Source organism: Paenibacillus sp. FSL H7-0735 (genome assembly GCF_038008505.1).
GTDB classification, from domain to species: Bacteria; Bacillota; Bacilli; order Paenibacillales; family Paenibacillaceae; genus Paenibacillus_AQ; species Paenibacillus_AQ odorifer.
Genome location: NZ_JBBOZH010000001.1, coordinates 4,632,223 through 4,650,864 on the forward strand (window position 1 = coordinate 4,632,223; position 18,642 = coordinate 4,650,864).

At 41.6% G+C, this 18,642-nt stretch carries 19 protein-coding genes; 8 read left to right on the forward strand and 11 right to left on the reverse strand.

What is annotated here, in order from left to right; all coding sequences use genetic code 11:
- The first annotated feature begins 133 nt into the window (after nt 1–133).
- Nucleotides 134–892 (forward strand): SDR family NAD(P)-dependent oxidoreductase, encoded by a 759-nt coding sequence (locus NSS82_RS21070; RefSeq protein ID WP_076271983.1) that lies wholly within the window; start codon nt 134–136, stop codon nt 890–892.
- Nucleotides 893–1,029: 137 nt separating this feature from the next.
- Here NSS82_RS21070 and hcp read toward each other — a convergent pair whose 3' ends face one another.
- The 7 genes from hcp to NSS82_RS21105 form a co-directional block, all read right to left on the reverse strand.
- Nucleotides 1,030–2,322, reverse strand: a complete 1,293-nt coding sequence (gene hcp / locus NSS82_RS21075; protein WP_036688774.1) for a hydroxylamine reductase — start codon at nt 2,320–2,322, stop codon at nt 1,030–1,032.
- A 93-nt stretch (nt 2,323–2,415) separates the two neighbouring features.
- Nucleotides 2,416–3,816: an MFS transporter gene (locus NSS82_RS21080; protein ID WP_094901141.1), complete on the reverse strand. Its 1,401-nt coding sequence runs from the start codon at nt 3,814–3,816 to the stop codon at nt 2,416–2,418.
- Nucleotides 3,817–4,004: 188 nt separating this feature from the next.
- Complete coding sequence (locus NSS82_RS21085; RefSeq protein WP_076271984.1) at nt 4,005–4,562, reverse strand: cysteine hydrolase family protein; 558 nt, start codon at nt 4,560–4,562, stop codon at nt 4,005–4,007.
- Between the two features lie 200 nt (nt 4,563–4,762).
- The gene (locus NSS82_RS21090; RefSeq protein ID WP_036688777.1) at nt 4,763–5,371 is read right to left on the reverse strand and encodes a CPBP family intramembrane glutamic endopeptidase; all 609 of its coding nucleotides are present in this window, start codon (nt 5,369–5,371) and stop codon (nt 4,763–4,765) included.
- A 110-nt stretch (nt 5,372–5,481) separates the two neighbouring features.
- On the reverse strand, nt 5,482–6,645 hold the full coding sequence (locus tag NSS82_RS21095) for a sensor histidine kinase (protein WP_178420337.1): 1,164 nt from the start codon (nt 6,643–6,645) through the stop codon (nt 5,482–5,484).
- A 159-nt stretch (nt 6,646–6,804) separates the two neighbouring features.
- Nucleotides 6,805–7,530, reverse strand: a complete 726-nt coding sequence (locus tag NSS82_RS21100; protein ID WP_076271985.1) for a LytR/AlgR family response regulator transcription factor — start codon at nt 7,528–7,530, stop codon at nt 6,805–6,807.
- A 129-nt stretch (nt 7,531–7,659) separates the two neighbouring features.
- Nucleotides 7,660–8,874 carry an MFS transporter gene (locus NSS82_RS21105; RefSeq protein ID WP_038572114.1) on the reverse strand — a complete coding sequence of 405 codons (1,215 nt, stop codon included), beginning with the start codon at nt 8,872–8,874 and terminating at the stop codon, nt 7,660–7,662.
- A 337-nt stretch (nt 8,875–9,211) separates the two neighbouring features.
- Here NSS82_RS21105 and NSS82_RS21110 point away from each other — a divergent pair, with 337 nt between their 5' ends.
- Genes NSS82_RS21110 through NSS82_RS21125 form a run of 4 tightly spaced genes read left to right on the forward strand, consistent with a single transcriptional unit; the run spans nt 9,212 to nt 13,342 of the window.
- Nucleotides 9,212–10,792, forward strand: coding sequence for a spore germination protein (locus tag NSS82_RS21110; RefSeq protein WP_256718371.1), 1,581 nt, complete (start codon nt 9,212–9,214; stop codon nt 10,790–10,792).
- Between the two features lie 5 nt (nt 10,793–10,797).
- Nucleotides 10,798–11,967: a Ger(x)C family spore germination protein gene (locus NSS82_RS21115; RefSeq protein WP_076271986.1), complete on the forward strand. Its 1,170-nt coding sequence runs from the start codon at nt 10,798–10,800 to the stop codon at nt 11,965–11,967.
- 2 nt (nt 11,968–11,969) lie between these two features.
- Nucleotides 11,970–12,212 (forward strand): hypothetical protein, encoded by a 243-nt coding sequence (locus tag NSS82_RS21120; RefSeq protein WP_036688786.1) that lies wholly within the window; start codon nt 11,970–11,972, stop codon nt 12,210–12,212.
- Between the two features lie 23 nt (nt 12,213–12,235).
- Nucleotides 12,236–13,342 (forward strand): GerAB/ArcD/ProY family transporter, encoded by a 1,107-nt coding sequence (locus NSS82_RS21125; RefSeq protein WP_036688787.1) that lies wholly within the window; start codon nt 12,236–12,238, stop codon nt 13,340–13,342.
- 121 nt (nt 13,343–13,463) lie between these two features.
- Here the strand turns inward: NSS82_RS21125 and NSS82_RS21130 are convergent, their stop codons facing one another.
- Entirely contained in the window at nt 13,464–14,279 is an 816-nt protein-coding gene (locus NSS82_RS21130) for a CAP domain-containing protein (RefSeq protein ID WP_256717307.1), read from the reverse strand.
- A gap of 286 nt (nt 14,280–14,565) precedes the next feature.
- Between NSS82_RS21130 and NSS82_RS21135 the strand changes: the two genes are divergently transcribed.
- Nucleotides 14,566–15,555 carry a ketoacyl-ACP synthase III gene (locus NSS82_RS21135; RefSeq protein WP_340961015.1) on the forward strand — a complete coding sequence of 330 codons (990 nt, stop codon included), beginning with the start codon at nt 14,566–14,568 and terminating at the stop codon, nt 15,553–15,555.
- Nucleotides 15,556–15,572: 17 nt separating this feature from the next.
- Here NSS82_RS21135 and NSS82_RS21140 read toward each other — a convergent pair whose 3' ends face one another.
- Entirely contained in the window at nt 15,573–16,154 is a 582-nt protein-coding gene (locus NSS82_RS21140) for a LysE family transporter (protein WP_036688794.1), read from the reverse strand.
- A gap of 114 nt (nt 16,155–16,268) precedes the next feature.
- Here NSS82_RS21140 and NSS82_RS21145 point away from each other — a divergent pair, with 114 nt between their 5' ends.
- Complete coding sequence (locus NSS82_RS21145) at nt 16,269–16,823, forward strand: helix-turn-helix domain-containing protein (RefSeq protein ID WP_076271988.1); 555 nt, start codon at nt 16,269–16,271, stop codon at nt 16,821–16,823.
- A gap of 77 nt (nt 16,824–16,900) precedes the next feature.
- Here the strand turns inward: NSS82_RS21145 and NSS82_RS21150 are convergent, their stop codons facing one another.
- Together NSS82_RS21150 and NSS82_RS21155 are read right to left on the reverse strand one after the other, a co-directional pair.
- A complete protein-coding gene (locus NSS82_RS21150; RefSeq protein WP_076104955.1) occupies nt 16,901–17,494 on the reverse strand; it encodes a hypothetical protein in 594 nt (197 codons plus the stop codon).
- Between the two features lie 23 nt (nt 17,495–17,517).
- Nucleotides 17,518–17,757, reverse strand: coding sequence for a hypothetical protein (locus NSS82_RS21155; RefSeq protein ID WP_141118455.1), 240 nt, complete (start codon nt 17,755–17,757; stop codon nt 17,518–17,520).
- A gap of 118 nt (nt 17,758–17,875) precedes the next feature.
- Between NSS82_RS21155 and NSS82_RS21160 the strand changes: the two genes are divergently transcribed.
- Nucleotides 17,876–18,502 (forward strand): glycoside hydrolase domain-containing protein, encoded by a 627-nt coding sequence (locus tag NSS82_RS21160; RefSeq protein WP_076104957.1) that lies wholly within the window; start codon nt 17,876–17,878, stop codon nt 18,500–18,502.
- Nucleotides 18,503–18,642: the final 140 nt, after the last annotated feature.

An 18,642-nucleotide genomic window follows, 5' to 3' on the forward strand; every position in this document is an offset into this window, starting at 1 on the left:
AAGCCCCCGAATCTATGTTGATTTTAAGAGTCCCCATAATTATAAAAAACATTTGACTTAGAGTAAACTCTAAGCTTTATGATTACATCGTTGTTGAAACACTAAATATTCTTGTAAAAACGGAGGAATTCACATGAAATATACTGTAGTTACAGGCGCCAGTTCAGGTATAGGTTATGAAACCGCTCTAGCCTTTGCGGCTCGCGGTAAAAACTTAATTGTTACAGCCCGCAGAAGGGAGCAACTGGAGGAGCTAAAATCTGAAATCAATCATAACTACCCCGATGTAGATGTCGTTATTCGAGTGACTGACTTATCCGTTTCTAGTAATGCTTATAAGCTTTATGAGGATCTACAAGGGTTCGAAATCGAAACTTGGATCAACAATGCGGGATTTGGAAATTTCGCTTCAGTGGCCAAGCAAGATTTAGATAAAATTTCTGCAATGCTGCATCTGAACATTGAATCATTGACGATCCTTTCCTCTCTATTCGTTCGTGATTACTCCAATGTTGAAGGAACACAATTAATCAACGTTTCATCCGGTGGCGGCTATACGATTGTGGGAAATGCCATTACGTACTGTGCGACTAAGTTCTATGTGAGTGCCTTTACTGAAGGACTCTCTCATGAGTTGAAGAGTCAAGGTGCACTTATGCAGGCTAAAGTGCTGGCACCTGCCGCAACAGAAACAGAATTCGCGAAGCTTTCTTTCGATGTCTCCGAATTCGAATATCATGGGACTGTGCCGAAATATCATACCGCGAAGGAAATGGCTGTATTCATGCTTGATCTGTATGACAACGATCATGTTGTGGGGATTGTTAATGGTTTGACGTACGAGTTCGAGTTGAGAGATACCCTCTATAATTATGTGGCGAGCACGCGATAAGTTCATCTCGTAATGGCAAGTTAAGAAGCATGATCATCCTTTACGGATCGCCGTGCTTCGACAATGATGTATCTCCTAAATCCCCTATCAAAAAAAGGCTGCCAATCCCTTATGGGCGGCAACCTTTGATTTTTACTCTACGACAACGCCAACATCGCGTTCATATCTTCCTCAGCAGTAGTAATTAGCTTCAACCCAAAAAGCTCTACCAACACATCCAGTACACCTGGCGAGATGAACTCGGGTGGCTTTGGTCCGATGCGGATGTCCTGAATGCCGAGACTGAACAAGCCTAGCAGAATGGCCACTGCTTTTTGCTCAAACCAAGACAGCACGATGCTGACAGGCAGCTCGTTCACCGTACACTCAAATGCCTCAGCCAGAGCCATGGCAATCTTCACTGTAGAACCGGAATTATTACATTGCCCAAGGTCAATGTAACGCGGAATACCGGTGTCTCCAACGGTGCCATAATCTACGTCATTAAAGCGGAACTTTCCGCAAGAAGTAGTTAAAATGACGGTATCGTTCGGTAAGGAAGTCGCCAACTCACGGTAGTAATTCCCGCCCGTACCTGGCGCATCACAGCCTGCAATGACGAAAAACCGGCGGATATGCCCGTCTTTGACTGCTTGAATGATCTCTGGTGCTAACCCGATTACAGTTTCATGATGATATCCGGTCGTGAGTACCAGATCTGACTCTACATCAGCCGCAGGTAGGGACAACGCTCGATTAATTAGTGGGGAGAAGTCGTCGCCCGTTATTTTCTCTACACCTTCCAGCCCCGCTACTTCATATGAGAAAAAGCGGTCTGCATAAGTGCCTTTAATCGGCATTACACAGTTTGTGGTAGCAAGAATTGCACCGGGAAACTGCTCAAACAATCTACGCTGATCATACCACGCTTTGCCGATGTTGCCTTTAAGATGCTTATACTTTTTGAGTGCAGGATATCCATGCGCAGGCAGCATTTCTGAGTGAGTATAAATGTTGATGCCTTTCCCCTCTGTCTGCCGCAGTAATTCCTCCAACGCATATAAATTATGTCCAGTCACAACAATACATTGACCTTCAATTTTGTTCTGACTGACTGTGATTGGTTGCGGAATGCCAAAGCGGTCCGTATGCGCACGATCCAGTACATCCATGATGCGCACCGCCGCATCTCCGACCTTCATCGCCATCTCCAAATGTTCCTGCGTATTAAAGTTGGAATTGGTCAACGTCATATACAAAGCTTCGTGGGTGATACGATCCACCTCGGGGTCGCTATATCCTAGCTGCCGGGCATGTGTCGCATAAGCTGCAATTCCTTTTAATGCAAAAATCATCGTATCTTGTAAACTCGCAATGGTTTCATTTTTGCCACATACCCCTACAACGGTGCATCCGCCATTCGGTGTCTGTTCACATTGGTAACAAAACATATTGTTATCCTCCATATCTAGATAATCATTCGTTACTTCCAACGTAACAGAACACCAAACCTTGAGTTGTGATTACACACACATTTTTTTAGATCAAGCAGATTTAAATGACCTTCTATTTATAACAACCATTAATACAATAACGCTTAAACAAATGAAAATATTAATCTCAAAAACCAATTTGAACGCCTGCAACTGACTCCCTTGTCCTGTCTCTCCACTCATCACACCAAGTCCAAGTGCTGAGCCAAAGACCATCCCCGCATTTCTTGTTAAAGCAATTAATCCGCCAATCGAACCCACGTATTCCCGAGGTGTCTGCTGCATAATGAAGCTATTATTAGGAGAGGCAATGAGCCCCATACCAAGGCCTATAAGAGATAGAATCGCCGCGATTCCATAAACCGGTATATGGTCTAAATACACCAGCAACAAGATAAACCCGCTTCCCATACAGCTCAGTCCCATAAGCATCAGACGATGAGAGCCATAACGGTCGGAACAGTAGCCTGCGAGAGGACCTGCAAACGCCAAGGCAATGGGATAAGCCGCCATAATATATCCTGTCGTAGATGACGAGAACGGAGCCGCCGCCCCCATCAAATAAAATGGAATAAGGACAAGCAATGTATTAGACAGAATAAAAGAGGCACAGCTAACGATCAAGCCTCCCGCTACAGTTGGAATTTTCAAAGCTTGTAAGGGTAGAAAAGGATTCTTTTGCTTCCGTTCCCAGAATAGAAAAGTAATCAGTAACAAGAAACCCCCCACCAAACTTGTCATCGTCCACACGGACACCCAGCCCCATTTGCTCCCATTTGTTATTACGAGAAGAACCAAGGTGATGAATGCCATAAACAAGCTGGCCCCCACGAAGCTGATAGCACCCGGTTTGCGCTCTTGCACACGGTTGGGTATGTACCGATATGCCATAATTGTAGCCACAATCGCCACAGGAACATGGATTAAAAATAACCATTTCCAGCTCAGCCACTCTGCAATCAAACCTCCCGCTATAGGTCCCGTCATCCCGCCCAGTGCGACAGCTGTACTTAAAATTCCGAGTGCACGTCCTCTTTGCTCTTTCGGCATATGAATGGTGATGAGCGCAATATTAGTTGCTTGGAACATCGCAGCTCCTACTCCCTGTATAACTCTGAGCGTTAGCAATATTGGTAAATTAGGTGAAAAAGCGACCAGGATGGAACCCACAGTAAAGATCACAAATCCAAGATTGTGAATCCGGCGAAAACCATAACGGTCGCCCAGTTTCCCCATAACAGGAAGAAGTGCCGTAATCACTAGCAGATACCCTGTTGTGATCCATAATCCCTTCCCAAGCTCTGTCTGAAAATAATTCACAATAAAAGGAAGCGACACATTCACAATTCCGGCTGTAAAATGGGAAATAAACGCCCCCATACAAATAGCCGCCATCATCCCCAGCCGCTGCCCGTGTCTGCTTTTAAACTCTATATCTTTTGCTGCTATCATGTTGATCCCGTCCCTACTCATATTGTTTAAGAATTACTAACAATTATAAGTAGATCCCTTGCAAGAACAATCCCATAAAGATGGGATGGAAATGGTTTAGGCGAATATGTCTATCAGAATAGGTGAGGAAAATCAGAGGTAATGCAAAACAGCAAAAAGCGGCACATTTAAGTGCCGCCTCTGAATTATTATCTATAAGAGTCATGCGTTGGGCGAAACAAATCTTCTTCGGAACTTCTGACCATAGAAAAATGTTCGACATTGTAGTGCCCATGTAATGTTTTATTATGATGCTTGATGATTTGTTCTGCACTTAAAACATCATTGTCCGTTGTAGAATGACCATTTCCGACCAATGTAACATCCATGCCGCTAACCGTAGCCGTCCGAACCGCAGTATCGATGCAGTGTTGAGTTTTACATCCCATAATGACCACATGCTCAATCTGCTGATCTTTCAGATATTGTAGCAGTTCAGTTCCGTGAAAAGAATTCGTTGCCAGCTTATCAAAGATTTTGGCATTTACAGACCTATTGATTTCATTGTGCACTTGAAAGCCTGCACCTGTTCCTTCAGCGACATCAAGATCCCTAACAAACACAACTTCGACATTGGCTTCTTTTGCTTGTTCAATCACTTTATTAATATTCCGGATAAGCTGCTCTTTATTGAATACCGCACTTTCCTTTTCGTTTCCATCCATTAATTCTTGTTGTGCATCGATGATTAATAATACCTGATTCAAATGATTTTCCCCTTTCGAATGGTGGGGAACGCTAACACGCTTGATCAGTTAAACGTTTTCCCCATATAATTTTGCAAGCTGACATTGTTTTTCATAATATCTACCTCCCAATAAAAATGGTATATAAACTTTAATCTTATAATTTAAGACTTTTTTAGTTTACCATATTTTTAAAATGTACTCTCTAAAAACTTTGATCGCTACATCCATTGATACATCATAAAAATGGAGGAAATCAGATTAGTCAGCCCGTGCAGGACCCAACCTGGAATGATCGAACCGCCGGATAACTTCTCATTCAATATTCCGATACTCCAACCCACAAGACCCGTAAGAAGCATTACAACAGCAGAATTCAAAAATCCGGCACTACTGTATAACAGCACAGCATGTACGACACCAAATAATAAAGCTTGAGCACAGTTTCCAATTCCGAATCCGAATTTCGAACTTAACCGTTTTCCAATGAAGCCGCGGAACAGAATCTCTTCGGACAAGCTAGTCTGCAACCAAGAATAAATCAATGCCGGAATCAAACCTTTAAGACCTGTACCATAAAACTGTGAGCTGGCCAAAGTATTCCTATCCAGCATGTAGATTGCTGTAAGCATTCCCAGACTGGTGAATATAGTCATCGTAAGTATAAAACATAGTATGAACTGCTTCCTAGAAATCAATTGGGGTTTCTTCCAGCCAATCCACATGGCAAAGGATGATGTTGTTCTGCTTGTAAAAAACCAGTATGTATAGGGAATGATGCTGAATAAGATGAGCTGAAGGACTGCACTGATGAGCAATGATAATGTCAACGGAATACCCTCCCTTTAATAAGAACAGCCTCAATATATCATGGACCGCTGCTTGCCCGCGGGAAGAGACCGTAACTTGCAGGTTAGGTGGAGTAGTTGGTTTCGGATTGCTACTCAGGCAGTGGTAATACCGCCAACATCATGAACTGCCCATTCTCATATCTGAAACTGACGCTTCCTTGAAGCTGTTGAACCGCATACTCAATGCTTTCGATTCCGAACCCTCTACTCCCAAAGTTCCGCTTGCTGGACAAAAAAGAGCCCTGCCCGTCCTCTGTAAGCAGAGATGCAGGATTCTTTAAAGAAATCACCAATAACCCTTCGGTATAAATTACTTCCAGCTCAATAACATTCTGCTCTGACTCTGGTAATCTCTGAACCCCTTCAATTGCATTATCTAATGCATTGCCTAGAATAATTGCAATATCAACCTCTTTGCCTGCAAGTGACAGGTCCTGCGGGATGCGAAAATGAGATTGCATTGTAACTTGATGTAGCTCAGCTTTTGCGAATTTCTCATTATAAATGGCATCAATAGCAATATTTCCAGAAGAAATAAACTTTTCTCCCGCCTCCTGTGTCGAAGCAACCTCTGCAATATATCGCTTGGCTTCTTCTAAAGCGCCTTCATCCAGCAGAGAATGAATAAGGATCAGCACATGATTCAGATCATGCCGCAAACGCTGTGCTTCCTGATTATCTTTCAGTTTACTCGTGTAATCCTTCACTTGCTGCTGAAGCACATGATTATGGAATTCGATCTGCATCCGTTTCATTAACTTTTGATATATAAACATTACAGCCACATTAATTACAAGAATCCCAAGCAGGATGAATACAAAATCAAGCGGAATATTAAAAGGTTTATCACTGGAATGTCTCAGATTCACAATAATAATAAGCAAAGAACCCGCCGAAACAAGATTCAACACAGCCCAATCCTGATTCGACAATAACGTAGTGGTGTCCACTTTGAATAACCGCAACAATAGCAGACATAACATGATGCTTAGCAAGATAACAAATAGGAAAGAAAAAGATAACCACCAAAAATTAGCTTCATTTATTCCACCGGTATTGAGCGGGATATGCTGAATCCCATACCATACCAGCATTTCAATAACAACCGTAAACACTGTATAGAAACTGCTAAAGAACAGCTTTTGTAGCACACTGCCGCGGAAATAAACAATAGTAATCAGACTATACACAATCAGGTGAAGGATGACCGAATCAACTAGAGATAAGCTAGCAGCAGTAAGCGATTTAACCATATAAAAGATAATAAGACAGCCTATAAATGACTTTTTGCTCCTGTTCAGGATTAGAAATTTCTTGAGAAAAATATAAAATGTGACCCCTTGCGGAACATATATAAGGATGAGCATAAATACACCAAAAAAGTAAGGACTAATCTCCCGGATGAAAGACATTTATCTTAAGAGCCTCTTTTCTATAAAGGCATGGTAAGACCGTAAAGAATCAGAGCTTTTACTGCGGCTGACTGGAAGTTCCACCCCGTTCTTCAGCTGAATAAGTTCCTTGCTTAAAGAACGAACATGCAGCCAATTTACTAGGAATCCCGTATGTACGCGACAGAAATCATGTGATCCCAGCTGTCCTTCCAACTCTCCCAGTTTGCCATAATACGAGTAAGTCTCTTGTTCAGTATAAAGGACCAACTTTTTACCTCGTTCTACCGTGATATACATAATATCATCTACCCTTAAATTATAGCTCATATGATGGATTGAGAATGTCAGCACATTGTTTCTTTGCAAGCATTGCTGAATGGCTTTGACTGTGGCGGTCTGCAATTCATGTTCATCAATAGGTTTCAGCAAATAGCGAAAGGGATGAACCGCAAAGCTTCTTCTCATATAACTTGTATGGCTGGTGACATAAATAATTAATACCCTGGCATCTTTGAGCCGGATCTTCTCTGCAACTTCTATACCGTTATACTCGGGCATCTCCATATCCAGATAAACTATATCGTATGCGGTAGACGTCATTGTCTGAAGCAGGGTTTGGCCTGATTCATAAATCTCAATAGAGGTGGTCATCCCTTGCAGGCTAGTCATCTGCTTCTTGAGTAATTCTTCCAACCGCGAGGCATCTTGCCTCTGATCGTCACAGATAGCAATGTTAAGATTCATATTATGTATCCCTCCAAGTGAACGTAATTCTATCATATTATAATTTGGAAAAATATGAAGAACCGCCAAAAAGCCGATCCTCTCGGACCGGCCAATAAACTCTTTTCATAGGAAAGTTTTTTACCCTAATCAATTCATCGGAATCGCGGACGCCAGCCGCCGAAACTGGATGAAAATAAACAGAGCGGTCAGCATCACCACAATTCCTGAACCAAGGAACCATAGCTGCACTCCGTATCGATCCACTACAGGTCCTGCCAACAGCAGTCCAATTGGCGAAGACAACATCATAATGCTGGTCACAAGTGAAATGACACGCCCAAGCATCTCGGGTTCAAAAGAACGCTGGATCATCGCCATGAAGGGACCATTGAAGAAGGGTGCCGCACTGCCCATGAAGAACGAGAGAATGGCAAAGATCACAAATGCATTCGGACCAATCAAACCACTGATCACACAGGTAAGACCGATGACTAGCAGACCTACGCTCATATAGCTAATGTCGCTCCATTTTGATGAGAACATCGACAATAGCAGACCACCTAAAATCATCCCGATGCTGAACACCGCTTCCACCAGGCTGGCACTGTATCCTCCACGGCCAAAATGAGACAAAGTCATATAAGGAAACAGTGTCGCCAGCGGCATAAATGCGATACTAAACACCGCAGTAGCCCCCGTAATCAACACAATGGGTTTCGCTTGAATGAGTGCGTTCCAACCCAAACGGAATTCTTGAACGAAAGACGGCGCAGCTGTAGCCTGCACTTTAGGCTGATGGATCTTCACCATGAACAGCATCAGATTCGCAATCAAAGCCCCGGCCACATCGAGTAGCAATACCGCCCCAAGCGAAGTTGCCGAGTAAACCGCTATCCCAAGTGCAGGACCAATTACATTCGAGAAAGAGAACACCATCTGCTGCCAGCCCGCGACTCTTGTCAATTCTTCTTCAGGTGCAATCAACGGAACAGCCGCCTGAAAAGCCGGGGCATGAAAGGCCGAAGCCGCTGAACGCAAGCTCAGAATGACATACACAAAACCAAGTCCCGGTTCCCCCCACATGAAATAAATACCTAATATCAGACTGAAAAGCGCTATTGCGCTATCAGCAATAATCATTGTTATTTTACGATTCCAACGGTCCAGCCAAACCCCTACGAAAGGACCCAAGACCGCTTGCGGCAAAAACGCTGCCAACCCAGCAATCATCAAAACTGCCGCTGACCCTGTCGATTCCGTCAAGTGCCAGATCACCGCGAATTGAACCATCGAACTCGTGAGAATCGAGAAAATCTGTCCGCTAAAAATAAGGGCGAAGGCTTTTTTCCATTGTATTTGCATAAGGTCATCTCCTTTGATTAAAAACTTAAATAAACTCATTCCATGAGCATAGGCACACTGAAACAGGCACATCACAAATAAACTCATTTCCTTATCTCAAAAAAATGAATGAGTCCACTTGTCTTGCACCACGGACTACCATAAACGAATGGAATGGGTCACAAGGAGCACCTCCTGAAAAAATTATGTTCATTATAACATCGCAACTCCTCCATGAGCCAGTTCCAATTGTTCATTTTGCGAAGAATTTGATCTATCTCTATCTTCCGAATAAATTCCTAAATAAGGGAGAAGATAAAAATCACACTTAACATCTAATTTATTTAAGGAGAATTGCATGCGGAAATTTTTTAACGCCAAGACGCCTCCGTCTAATCCTAAGGTGCCCCCTCAAATCGAAGCCGAAAATGAGCTTTCAATGAAGGATCTTTTTTCCCATGCTATCTCTGCGTCTCTCGAAGACAACTTGCAGATTATTAATAACTGTTTTGCCAATTGCTCAGACCTAAAGGTTATTCCATGGCATTATGGCCCGGATCTTAAGTATGAAGCCTCATCCGTCTATTTCAATACACTTACTAAGTCTGACCCTACAAATTATTTTAAAGATGTCTTGCAAAATATAGTTCCGCATGAGCTGGGGCCCACCTTAGACGTAACCGTTGAAGATGTCACCTCTTATTTTGAAAAAAATGGTGTTTCATCACCGCTGCTTGAATTAATGGACAATATCGGTCAAGCCATTAAGGGGATTCTTGATGGGAAAGTTGTCCTTTTCTTTACAGGTTGGCAAAAAGCCGTTGCCTATTATGCCTTTGATGTAGAACAGCGCCAAACCTCTGAGCCCATTTCAGAGCCTACTGTTCAAGGTCCCCACGTCAGCTTTATAGAAAGCTTAGAGCGTAATATAGGTGTTATTCGTAGTTTGCTAAAATCTACTAATCTTAAGTTCGAGTTCTTTACCTCTGGTAAGCAGGTTCAAAGAACGTTGTCCTATGGTTATCTGGATGGAGTGGTGAAACCAGAAGCATTAAACCAATTCAAACAACGTATAGCAAGTATTGATCAGGAAGAAATTCTTGACGTCTCCTATCTCGAAGAGTGGATCGGTGATTCTCTCTACTCACCATTTCCACAAGTCCGCTACACAGAACGACCGGATACAGCTATAACAGCTCTGCTAGACGGGAAGATTATTGCTATGGTTAACGGAAGTCCTTCCATTCTGATCTGTCCCGGGAATTTCATGGAGTTTTTTACGAATAGCGAAGATTATTACTACCGAACCATTTTTTCATCATTGATAAGATTGATTAGGGTCGCTGCCTTCATCATCGCCCTGTTGTTACCCAGTACCTATATTGCCTTATCCAACTTCCATTCCGAACTAATTCCCACGGTTCTGCTGCTTGCCATTCTAAACACACGCGAAGGAATCCCCTTTCCGGCTATGGTTGAAGCTTTGATCATGGAGTTTTTCTTTGAGCTTTTGAGAGAGGCGGGCATACGCTTACCCAGACCGATTGGATCGGCCGTCAGTATTGTTGGGGCATTGGTCATTGGACAAGCGGCTATTCAATCGCAGATTGCCTCTCCGGTCATGGTCATTGTCGTCGCTTTGACGGGCATTGCCTCATTTGCGCTACCTCAATACAATATGGCAATTGCGCTGCGGATTTTACGGTTTCCCTTAATGATTCTCGCGGCAACGTTCGGAGGACTTGGCATCATGGTCGGTTTTATTCTAATTTACCTCCATCTGGCTACCTTGCGCTCTTTAGGAGAACCGTATTTAGACTCGTTAGCTCCGCTAGATCTCAAAAGAGTACGTGATTCTATTTTTCTACTTCCGAGAAGACTGCTGCTTCATTCACCACGGAATCGACACCTATATAAAAAGACTTCAGGAAGGAAGTAGATATAGTGAAGCGACTTACTACCATACTAATTTCCCTTCTTGTACTCACTCTAACTAGCGGATGCTGGGATAATAAAGAATTGGACGAGTATGGGTATGTGCAGGCGGTCGCCATTGACCAAAGCGAAGACAATCGGATTGTGATCACGACACATTTCTATAATCCTTCCACCAAAATAGAAATGGGACAAGCAGGGGATCCAGCGTCGAAGGGAATTAATATTGTTACAAGTGGAGAAACCTTTTTTGAAGCAATAAGGGAGATCCCGGCAAAATTTGGTCGAAAAGCCAAATGGGATCATATGCGCGTCATATTAATCGGGGAGCAACTAGCCAGAACCTCGAACATCCGGGAGGTGCTTGATTTTTTCTCCAGGGATCAAGAACCGCGTGGTACCGTTCTTCCTCTCATCGCTGAGCAATCTGCGGCACCATTTTTAGATATCAACCCGTTTATCGAGCAGACCATTGGTCAACAGTATAAGAGAATGGAGACGAGCGGTGCTCTATATGCCGCAAAAACTTCCAAGATTCCTCTCTATGAGCTGGCTATACAAATGTGTAGCCCCTCCAATACTTCCATCATCCCTTACCTGCATAAGACCAGTTTGGATCATAAACCATTGATATCTGGGCTGGCTGTAATCCATGACGGGAAAATGATTGACATTCTAAAGGAGAAGAATACAGAAGCATTCATGATGCTGACGGATAGATATATTTATGGAGTACTAGAATTTCCTTGCCCGGATGAGACCGAAGAACCGCTGCGAAAAAAAGAAACGCTTGAAGTGCTTACCTTCAACAGTACGCTTACTCCAACCGTGAAAAATGGTTCTGTATCCGTCGGTGTAAAAATTGCTATTGAAGGGATGATCGGAGAATTACGGTGCTCACATTTAAAAAACAATAAGGACATGAAGCTTTTTGAGCAGCGTGTCATAACTCAGGTTGAACAACAGGTTGAGCATGCAACCAAGTTTTTGAAAACAAAAAAGATCGACGCACTCGGAATTGGCAATCAGATTTACCGGAAAAATCCACAGCTGTGGAAACAACTAGAGCCACAATGGAAGGAAACATTCGCCCAGACTCAGTTCGATATCAACGTTGATGTCAAAGTGTTAAGCACTGGAATGAACTCAGGCACAATATTCGGAACAAAGGAGAAGTAGCTATGGTGGGAAAAATAATCTGCGTCCTCTTATTAGCTTCCGCTATGCTAGCCCATGACATCCCAAGGTTTAGGCAAGCCTCCATCCGCGATCGAGTAGTTTATGGAGTATTATTACTACCCGTACTTTATCTCGGATTTATCTTTATTGCAGCTAAGCCATGGCCCAATTTAGACTCCATCTTCAATTTACTTACGGCTCCAGCTGAGCACATCGTCCATTGGATCAACCCAACCATTTCATAAGCTTAAAGAATGAGGAGGAACGTATGAATAAGCAAGAACGTGTTAGCTCGATCCAAATGTCCATGCTGTTTCTCTTCTTTATGACCGGTTCCTCAATCGTCATCGTCCCTGCATCATTAACTAACTTTGCCGGCAACGGAGCCTGGATATCCCTCTTAATCGCCTCGGCCATAGGAATGCTTCTGCTTTCCGGTATTCTATATTTGAACCGACGAGCGCCAGATCTTTCGCTTGTGGAACAAAGCCGCTCCGTACTTGGAAACGGACTGACCCTTGTCCTCCTGATTCCTTTCACTTGTGTGCTGTTTTGGAATGTCGCAGGAATTGTAATTGAGATCGGAACCTTTTTCAAAAGTACGATGTTAAAAGAAACGCCCACTTACGCGGTAAATACCATGTTTTTTATAACGATTGCGATGACAGCTCTAGCTGGAATCGAAGTGATTGCCCGCATGGCAGCCGTCCTAATGTCACTAATGTTCGGATTTATCATCTTAGTCTGGATACTCGTAGCAGGGTTATATCATCCCGAATACCTACTGCCCATCATGCCTGATGGATTTAGGCCTATCCTAAGCGCTGCATATGTAGTCTATGGCTTTCCCTATTCCGAGCTTATCGTTTTTTCGATGATTTTACCGTTCGTGCGTAAAGAAGACAATTCTAAACTGGGAAAACAAATGTATCTTGCACTCATCATCAATGCCCTGACGTTAATTGCTTCTGTCATTAGCAGTATTATGGTACTGGGACCACTGTCCGGCAGCTTAAAATATTCATTATATCAGTTGGCGAGACTCATTTATTTTCAGGAAACCATTGAAAGAATCGAATCCGTGATTGGTTTTTCACTCATTATCGGCTTCTATTTCAAGGCTTCTATCCTGCTGCTTATTCTTATTAAAGTACTAAAGGAGCTTCTGAGATTGAAGGATGAACGTTTAATTGTTTTCCCTCTTGCTTTTGTTTGCCTGCTGTTATCTGTAACAACTTACACACAAGAGTCTGAGCTTGAGGAAATCGTGAATATTACATGGCCCTTGATCACTAACCTAGCTTACACCCTGCCATTTCTTCTGATTCTATTGGTCACTTTCATTCGTTATCATATAAAAAAACACAAAAAATAACCCGTTCTATACGGATTCAATATCCCCTATCTCATTTTGCAGACTTCAGAAAAGTAGGGATGCCCTACAGCCACTTTTAGCTTATTAGGACACCCCTGTTAAGTTTATTACTTTAATCGCACTAACCAATAAATTCTTGAACCCACTCGCTGTTATAGTAACCTATTCCAATTTCTGTGAAGCTGCTATTCAGGATGTTGGCACGATGGCCAGGACTGTTCATCCATTGGTTCATTACTTCTTCTGCACTCGACTGACCTTTGGCGATGTTTTCCCCTGCTGAATTGTATGAGATCCCGAAGGCTTTCATCATATCAAACGGAGATCCATACGTAGGAGACTGATGGTCAAAATAATTGTTGTCATACATATCCTGCGCTTTAGCCAAAGCCATTTTCGAAAGTTCGCTATTTAAACTAAGGGGCTTCAAGCCTGCATTCGTTCTTTCTTTATTCACAAGATCCAATACTTGCTGTACTGATTGGGATGTATTGGCGGATGGTTGTGGATTTGCAGACTTCTGCGGGACAGCAGAATGTTGCGGATTTGCAGAATATTGTGGTTTGGCCGACTGCTGCGGATACGTTGTTTGGTCTGTTGTGCCTCCTGTAGGTGGATTGGTGCGGATGAACCCATCCAGCCATTTCGTTACATCGCCAGGAACTTGTTTAGTCTTAATTGTTGAATTCCCTGCATTCTCCGTGGAAATGGAAGATGCTTGCGTTAAAGTTGACGTTGAGGTAGTTTTACGAGCATGATTGTCAACCTTCGTTTGTTGAGTAGTCATTTGGTTGTTGGCCGAGTTATTACCCGAACAAGCAGTAACGAGTAATAGCGCTACTATAACGATAAATGGTTTAATAAGAACCCCTCCTGATTTGGCAAAGTAGTGACTTAATCGAATAAAGTTTTTGTAAAGTACCACTGATTTATTCATCCCTAATTCAAAAATATAAAAAGCAAAAAAGTCCACCCGCAACATGGTTGCTGTGGACTTAATCTTAGTGGATATATTAGATTCGTTGATTTTGTTACACTTTTAGGAATTTATAGAATTTTTTACTAATTAGTGTTATGCTTTATTAAGATAATAAACTATAACATCACAAATTTTTTTGGACAAACAAGCTTATAGAAATGAGCGGGCGTTGTTAGGTAAATAGATACTTTTAGATTACTTAATGTAATGTGATTGCAAAATTATTACAAGGGGTGATCATGCTATGTTAGAAGGTATCTCGATAAAACAAGTCTCCATTTATTGTCCTGAAAGAGTGATTAACAACCAATATTTTATTGACCATTTTCAAAAGCAAGGCATAGATATTAAGCGGATTCTTAAAAAGACAGGCAGAAAAAACCGCCATGTTATTGAAGGAACGAAGGAGAACTCGTTGACGATGGCGATTAATGCCGCTCAACAAGCAATTGATGCTGCTTCATTGAAATCTGCAGATATAGACCTGATTCTTTTTTCCAGCTCAACTCCGGAATATTTATCACCTACGAATTCATTGCTTATTCACAAAGCTATCAAAGGTAAAGATGATACGCTTTGCTATGACTTGAATGGGAATTGTATAGGAATGTTTATTGCGGTTGAACAGGCTGCTCGTACTTTATACGATGATCCTGATAGAGATAGAGCGTTGGTTATCGGTTCGGATTTTTTAAATTTATGGGCTGATCCATCACATCCAATAACATATTCAATTTTTGGCGATGCCGCCGTAGCCCTCATTTTAGAAAAAGACCATTCAGAGAGTGGATTAATTGACGTAAGGTATCTTTCGGACAGCCGTTTTACAGAAGAAATTGTGTACCCCGCTCAAGGATTGGCTAAGTCTTTGCGTGATGGGGCTGAACACCGCTACTTACACTGGGGGAGATTCAGCGGAATAGACAGTGTACGATTTGCGGAAACATCTATTGTTGAATTATTGAACAAACATCACCTAACATTCGAGGATATACAAGTTTTTTGTTTTTCACAATTTACATTGGCTAATATTAAATTACTTCAGGCTAAGCTGAACCTGGATCAGCATAAAATTATTTATGTAGCCGACGAATATGGCTATACTGGCACAAGCAGTCCCTTTCTGGCCTTATATTGTGCAATTGAACATGGTTTGATCAAACGTGGCGATAACTTGTTATTTTGGACATTGGGATCAGGTTATCAAGCCGGTTCAATGTTATGGCGTTATTGACATGAGGCTTCATTTATTCATCCTATCACTATCGAAACTCCACAATACACTAACAACAATCCCATCAGTATATTAAATTGACTTCTATATTTAGATATCATTTTTTTGAAAAGAGAACCACATAAACACCAACTAAAAGTGCCCATAAAACCTATGAGAGCTAAGACTATAGAGTAACTCAATAAACTAAAATAGGAAGAATGAGAGGTAAGAATAAATGTAGATGTAACTGTGATTCCATATAATATCCCTTTTGGATTAATAAATTGTAAAAGCATACCCGCAATAAAGCTGTTGTGTTTATCGCCACTTCCATCATTTTCTTGATGTTTACTTGTAATAATTTTAAATGCTAAATAAAACATGTAGACTCCGCCTATCACAGCCATAATAGATTCAATCTTTGGGATAAGATTAATCAGAAGTATATTAAAATAGCAACATAACAATATGATCACGAAAAAACCTGTGCCCACTCCTAAACAGAATTTCATTGTTTTTCGTAAACCAAACTGGTTTGCAAAAGTCATTGCCATAATGTTATTGGGTCCCGGAGTAAAGCTAGCAACAAATGCATATAAAAACAAAGAAACAATCACTGAATTACACCTCGTTGTATGTTATAATGTATTTATCAGACGCTATAACGTCCTTATGTGCGTTTTATTGTATATCCTGGTCGTTATAAAGTAAATAGGGATAGGAGAATTACCGTGGAAGAGATAAATCAAATCATTGCGGAGAATATAAAAAAGATTAGAAGAAGTAAAGATTTAAGCCTGGAAAAGGTGGCAGAATTAACAGGAGTAAGCAAAACAATGATTGGTCAAATCGAAAGAGGCGAATCAACACCTACCATTACAACCATTTGGAAGATCGCTAATGGATTAAAAACTTCATTTTCTACGCTAATAGATTACCCAAAGCCTGACACAAGAGTGATATTAAGAAATGAAATTCAACCACTGCTTGAAGACAACGGAAAATATCGAGTGTATCCATCTTTCCCATTTGATGAAAGCAAACGATTTGAGGGTTATACAGTCGAGATAGACGAAGGTGGATACCTTGATGCCAATCCACATATGGAAGGAACTGAAGAATTAATCACTGTATTTGATGGTGAATTGTCTTTGCGTGTCAATTATAATGAATATCTATTAAAATCTGGTGATTCTATCACGTTTAACGCAGACAAACCCCATGTATATTATAATCCAGGAGAATCATTGACCCGTTTAAGCATGATCTTATACTATTCTAGTTAGCAAAAAAACCAAGGTTCTTAAACCTTGGGATCAAATCTTACTATGATAACCTGCGGAGACGCCACTCAGCCTCCCCATTATGAACCGTCCAACATAAACTTATAAACCTTACCGTCTTGTACATATTCATTATTAAAAAGCAGGGCATCCCCTTCTCTTTTCAGGAACTTCAGGTTATCTCCAAAAAAAGGAAGGTCGTTTGTTTCGGCATATTTTTGCTGCTCTACGTCAAGAAGTGCCTTGTACAACAATGTTTTGGCACTTGTTTTGCGATCTATCATCATGAGGAAACCTTGTTGATTGGACCTAATCAGCAGAAAATCCTCGTCCATTCCCTCCACTAAATAATTATCCGAATTACCACCTAGGGTGTTCAGATTAATCGTCTCCGTTACCTTCCCTGTTCCATCTTCAATTAATCGTAATATTTTACCATCGGTAAGCAGGAGCTGATTGCCAGCTATTTTTACATTGTCACCATAACGAAGATGGTATCCTACACTTGCGTGGCGAATGACCATTCCATCCTTAATAATCATGGTATACCATTTATTATTGATATGTGGTTCTCCGTAAATATCTGTTACGGTTAGATAGATTAGACCTTTCGGCGTCTTCTGAAAATCGAATTGAACAGCATCGAATAACTGCGAACCAAGGTTCGTTAGCAAGCGAGTTTGTCCTGCGGAATCTGTTAGATATAAACTCCCTGTTTACTTCCAATACGAACGGCTATCTTTTTTCCCCATCCAGTAAACTTCGCTCTTTGATGCGATTTATCCCATACAACCTTCAACCCTGCCGCTTCCCAGTGACTGGCTGAAACATAAGTAATCCCATCCTTTACTAGTGCAGCGCTCGTACCTTTCCCGCCTCCATCCATAATGAAAGTAAAATAAGTGATCAAAGTCTCTCCTTCTATTAATCCTCTCAATCTGCCTCTTTTTCTCTCATTTCGTGGTTCCCCCAAGAATCTGTGAAAGTTTTCTCATATATTGATAGGGAGGTTGGCGCCAAACCTTTAACAAAATAATTGAAAGAAGGCAATTACAATGGCTTTAGGTTGTGATACAGCTACAAATGTAACAGCAGCAAGATTAACTACACTTAAAAATAATAAATTCACATTCGTTTGCCGCTATTTGAATCGCGTCGAAGGATATCAGGATGGTCTTACCTCAGCTGAGATTACACGGATTTCAGATGGGGGATTATATATCATATCCCTTTATCAAATCAGCAAATCGCTCGATCATTTTACGAAAGCCAATGGTGTTAAAGATGCTGAAACGGCTGTAGGCTTAGCAAGTGATTTGGGACAAACCAGCAGCACTCCGATTTATTTTGCCATAGACCGCGATATGACTTCTACCGAAATCACAAACAATATAGTACCTTATTTTCAAGGCATAAAATCAGTGCTAGACAGCAGTACTAAAAATTCCAAAGGCTATAAAATGGGTATCTACGGATCACGAGCAGTCTGCTCTCATATTCGAGGCACTAATTCCGCCACAACACGTTACACCTTCATCATAGATAATGACTGGCAGGGAACCTTCGATGATTGGAACCTGCGACAATATAATTTCAACACTGAGGTAGGAACGAGCACTGGCAAAATCAACGTAGACTATGTAGAGTCCTCCTCACATAGCGGTGGAGGCTGGAAAAAGTAATTTATTCCTCTTTTATCGGTGACGAGGCGTTATACTAAAGCAGATGATGATAGATTCAAATAAAGTCTCGTTATTAAAAAAATAGTAAAAAGACAACCAGGCATTGACTATCCGATTATTGGAGAAGCTCTGCCTGGTGT

Bases quoted from the DNA above. Each gene is read 5' to 3' on its own strand.
- NSS82_RS21080 (WP_094901141.1), bottom strand. From the start codon at position 3,816: ATGATAGCAGCAAAAGATATAGAGTTTAAAAGCAGACACGGGCAGCGG.
- NSS82_RS21120 (WP_036688786.1), top strand. From the start codon at position 11,970: ATGGTGGGAAAAATAATCTGCGTCCTCTTATTAGCTTCCGCTATGCTA.
- NSS82_RS21100 (WP_076271985.1), bottom strand. From the start codon at position 7,530: ATGAATCTTAACATTGCTATCTGTGACGATCAGAGGCAAGATGCCTCG.
- NSS82_RS21130 (WP_256717307.1), bottom strand. From the start codon at position 14,279: ATGAATAAATCAGTGGTACTTTACAAAAACTTTATTCGATTAAGTCAC.
- NSS82_RS21105 (WP_038572114.1), bottom strand. From the start codon at position 8,874: ATGCAAATACAATGGAAAAAAGCCTTCGCCCTTATTTTTAGCGGACAG.
- NSS82_RS21110 (WP_256718371.1), top strand. From the start codon at position 9,212: ATGCGGAAATTTTTTAACGCCAAGACGCCTCCGTCTAATCCTAAGGTG.
- NSS82_RS21135 (WP_340961015.1), top strand. From the start codon at position 14,566: ATGTTAGAAGGTATCTCGATAAAACAAGTCTCCATTTATTGTCCTGAA.
- NSS82_RS21125 (WP_036688787.1), top strand. From the start codon at position 12,236: ATGAATAAGCAAGAACGTGTTAGCTCGATCCAAATGTCCATGCTGTTT.
- NSS82_RS21095 (WP_178420337.1), bottom strand. From the start codon at position 6,645: ATGGTTAAATCGCTTACTGCTGCTAGCTTATCTCTAGTTGATTCGGTC.
- hcp (WP_036688774.1), bottom strand. From the start codon at position 2,322: ATGTTTTGTTACCAATGTGAACAGACACCGAATGGCGGATGCACCGTT.
- NSS82_RS21070 (WP_076271983.1), top strand. From the start codon at position 134: ATGAAATATACTGTAGTTACAGGCGCCAGTTCAGGTATAGGTTATGAA.
- NSS82_RS21160 (WP_076104957.1), top strand. From the start codon at position 17,876: ATGGCTTTAGGTTGTGATACAGCTACAAATGTAACAGCAGCAAGATTA.